At 63.9% G+C, this 3,778-nt stretch carries 4 protein-coding genes; 3 read left to right on the top strand and 1 reads right to left on the bottom strand.

The genetic code is table 11. The features are described from left to right. Positions 1-155: 155 nt before the first annotated feature. The 3 genes from ABE493_RS19305 to acnB are packed head-to-tail and all read left to right on the top strand — an operon-like array spanning position 156 to position 3,415. Complete coding sequence (locus ABE493_RS19305; RefSeq protein ID WP_346501005.1) at positions 156-389, top strand: AbrB/MazE/SpoVT family DNA-binding domain-containing protein; 234 nt, start codon at positions 156-158, stop codon at positions 387-389. Further along, positions 386-784 carry a type II toxin-antitoxin system VapC family toxin gene (locus ABE493_RS19300; RefSeq protein WP_346501003.1) on the top strand — a complete coding sequence of 133 codons (399 nt, stop codon included), beginning with the start codon at positions 386-388 and terminating at the stop codon, positions 782-784. Before ABE493_RS19305 ends, ABE493_RS19300 begins: the two co-directional genes overlap by 4 nt. A 39-nt stretch (positions 785-823) precedes the next feature. Beyond that, entirely contained in the window at positions 824-3,415 is a 2,592-nt protein-coding gene (gene acnB / locus ABE493_RS19295; RefSeq protein WP_346501001.1) for a bifunctional aconitate hydratase 2/2-methylisocitrate dehydratase, read from the top strand. Here the strand turns inward: acnB and ABE493_RS19290 are convergent. Continuing rightward, positions 3,382-3,778: hypothetical protein (locus ABE493_RS19290; RefSeq protein WP_346500999.1), on the bottom strand; the 397-nt coding region annotated here is incomplete at its 5' end. The genes acnB and ABE493_RS19290 overlap by 34 nt on opposite strands.

Genomic DNA, 3,778 nt, shown 5'->3' with positions numbered 1-3,778 from the left:
CGCGCTCCCCCGTTGTCTAACCTGGCCCGCCCCCCCCCCCCTCGCCCCCCCCACTACAGGTGTGGCTTTCGGCGGCACGGCTCGGCAGTACTGCAGTGGTTTGGGGTATGCCGACGGAAGTATGTATAATTCGTACATACTTCATTGGAGGTCCCATGGAAGCCACCGTAGCTGAACGCGGGCAGATCACTCTGCCCAAAGCCGTACGCGACGCCCTGGGCCTGACCAAGGGCACCCAGCTCAAGGTTGAGCTGGAGGGCAGCCGCATCATCCTGCGCAAGAGCGTGGACGACGCCATTTCCCGTGCCCGCGGCAAGTTCGCGCTGGACGGTTTCGAGTCGGCCGAGCAGGCCGTACGCACCGTCCGTGACGAGGCCGACCAGGCATGATCGCGGTCGACTCCCCGGTCCTGATCGAACTGCTCAGCGATGGCCCCCGCGCCGACGCGGTGGAGGCCTGCCTGCGGCAGGCGCTGGTCGGTGGCCGGGTGGTCATCTGCGGTACCACCCTGGCCGAGATCTGCGCATCACTGCGCGGCGGCGCCGAGGTGCAGGGCGCTTTGGAAGAAATGGGTGTCCATTTCAATCCGCTGGAAGCCAAATCCGCGTTGCGTGCCGGCGAGATGCACCGCCGCCATCGCCAACGCAGCGGCGAAACCCGCCGCATCGACGATTTCATGGTGGGCGCCCACGCACTGCTGCAGTGCGATGGCCTGATCACCTGGAACGACACGTTTTATCGCGACTACTTCAAGGGCCTGAAGCTGATCGTGCCGCAAAGCTGAGCCCAATCCATTCTTTAACCGTTACACCCGGGAGTTGTCATGTTGGAAGCCTACCGCCACCACGTAGCCGAGCGCGCCGCGCTTGGCATCCCGCCGTTGCCGCTGACCGCACAGCAGACGGCCGACGTCATCGAGCTGCTGAAGAACCCGCCGGCGGGTGAGGCCGAGTTCCTGCTCGACCTGATCACCCACCGCGTGCCGGCCGGCGTCGATGACGCTGCCAAGGTCAAGGCTTCGTACCTGGCCGCCATTGCCTTCGGCAGCGAGAAGAACGCGCTGATCAGCCGCGCGCGCGCCACCGAACTGCTGGGCACCATGCTCGGCGGCTACAACGTCGCGCCGCTGATCCAGCTGCTTGACGACGCCGAAGTCGGTGCCATCGCCGCCAGCGGCCTGAAGCACACCCTGTTGGTGTTTGATGCCTTCCATGACGTGCAGGAAAAGGCCAAGGCCGGCAACGCCCATGCACAGGGCGTGCTGCAGAGCTGGGCCGATGCCGAGTGGTTCACCAGCAAGCCGGAAGTGCCGCAGAGCCTGTCCATCACCGTGTTCAAGGTGCCGGGCGAAACCAATACCGACGACCTGTCGCCGGCACCGGACGCCACCACCCGCCCGGACATCCCGCTGCATGCGCTGGCGATGCTGAAGAACAAGCGTCCCGACGCGCCGTTCGTGCCGGAAGAAGATGGCAAGCGCGGCCCGATCCAGGAAATCCTGTCGCTGAAGGAAAAGGGCAACCTGGTTGCCTATGTCGGCGACGTTGTCGGCACCGGTTCCAGCCGCAAGTCCGCCACCAACTCGGTGCTGTGGTTCACCGGTGAAGACATCCCCTTCATCCCGAACAAGCGCTTCGGCGGCGTGTGCCTGGGTTCGAAGATCGCCCCGATCTTCTACAACACCATGGAAGATGCCGGCGCACTGCCGATCGAGCTGGACGTGTCGAAGATGGAGCACGGCGATGTCGTCGAGCTGCGTCCGTACGACGGCAAAGCACTGAAGAACGGCGAAGTGATCGCCGAGTTCCAGGTCAAGAGCGACGTGTTGTTCGACGAAGTGCGCGCCGGTGGCCGCATTCCGCTGATCATCGGCCGTGGCCTGACCGCCAAGGCGCGCGAAGCGCTGGGCCTGCCGGTGACCGAGCTGTTCCGTCTGCCGGTGCAGCCGGCCGACACCGGCAAGGGTTACTCGCTGGCGCAGAAGATGGTTGGCCGCGCCTGTGGCCTTCCGGAAGGCAAGGGCATGCGCCCGGGCACCTACTGCGAACCGAAGATGACCTCGGTAGGCTCGCAGGACACCACCGGTCCGATGACCCGTGACGAGCTGAAGGACCTGGCCTGCCTGGGCTTCTCGGCCGACCTGGTGATGCAGTCGTTCTGCCACACCGCTGCCTACCCGAAGCCGGTGGACGTCAAGACCCACCACACCCTGCCGGAATTCATCTCCACCCGTGGTGGCGTCTCGCTGCGTCCGGGCGACGGCGTGATCCACAGCTGGCTCAACCGCATGCTGCTGCCTGACACCGTCGGTACCGGTGGTGACTCGCACACCCGTTTCCCGGTCGGCATTTCGTTCCCGGCCGGTTCGGGCCTGGTCGCCTTCGCCGCTGCCACCGGCGTCATGCCGCTGGACATGCCGGAGTCGGTGCTGGTGCGCTTCAAGGGCAAGATGCAGCCGGGCGTGACCCTGCGTGACCTGGTCAACGCGATTCCGCTGTACGCGATCAAGTCCGGTCTGCTGACCGTGGCCAAGGCGGGCAAGAAGAACATCTTCTCCGGCCGCATCCTGGAAATCGAAGGTCTGCCGGACCTGAAGGTCGAGCAGGCGTTCGAACTGTCCGATGCTTCGGCTGAGCGTTCGGCCGCTGGTTGCTCGGTGCACCTGAACAAGGAGCCGATCATCGAGTACCTCACCAGTAACATCACGCTGCTGAAGTGGATGATTGCCGAGGGTTACCAGGACGCACGTTCGCTGGCCCGTCGCATCGAGAAGATGGAAGCATGGCTGGCCAACCCGGAACTGCTGCAGGGTGATGCCGACGCCGAGTACGCCGCCGTCATCGAGATCGACCTGGCCGACATCCACGAGCCGATCGTGGCCTGCCCGAACGACCCGGACGACGTGAAGACCTTGTCGGAAGTGGCCGGTGCCAAGATCGACGAAGTGTTCATCGGTTCGTGCATGACCAACATTGGTCACTTCCGTGCCGCTGCCAAGCTGCTGGAAGGCAAGCGCGACATCCCGACCCGTCTGTGGGTTGCACCGCCGACCAAGATGGACGCCTCCGAGCTGACCAAGGAAGGCGTCTACGGCACCTTCGGTGCTGCTGGCGCACGCATGGAAATGCCGGGCTGCTCGCTGTGCATGGGCAACCAGGCGCAGATCCGCGAAGGCTCCACCGCGATGTCGACCTCGACCCGCAACTTCCCGAACCGTCTGGGTCGCAACACCAACGTGTACCTGGGTTCGGCCGAACTGGCTGCAATCTGCTCGCGGCTGGGCCGCATCCCGACCAAGGAAGAGTACATGGCCGATGTCGGCGTGCTGGATGCTGCCGGCAGCGAGATCTACCGCTACATGAACTTCGACCAGATCAGCGATTACAAGGACGTGGCCGATTCGGTCAACGCCTGAGCTGTGGTTGAGTAGTAATGGTTGGTTGCAGCTGAGCAGTAATGGTTGGTTGTAGCTGATTGGTAATGGTTGAACGAAAAACCCCGGCGCAAGCCGGGGTTTTTTGTTGCCTGCTGAACCTGCAGCGGCGATTGCAGCGGTCGCAATGGTGGCGATGGCGTCGATGGTAGCTTGTGGGAGCGGCGTAAGCCGCGAAGCTGATGCCGCATCAGATTGCGGAAATTCCGGTCCTTCATCGACCCCGGCTTCGCGCCTAACGCCGCTCCCAAAAATTCGCTGGGATTCGCATGTCGGTGCGGCTTTCGCCGCGAAGCTGATGCAGCATCGGATTGCGGAGATGTCGGTTGTTCATCGACCCCGGTT

Source organism: Stenotrophomonas terrae (assembly GCF_039674165.1).
Taxonomy (GTDB): domain Bacteria; phylum Pseudomonadota; class Gammaproteobacteria; order Xanthomonadales; family Xanthomonadaceae; genus Stenotrophomonas; species Stenotrophomonas terrae_A.
Note: the sequence above shows the minus strand (reverse complement) of the source record. Positions and strands in the feature narration are given on the sequence as shown.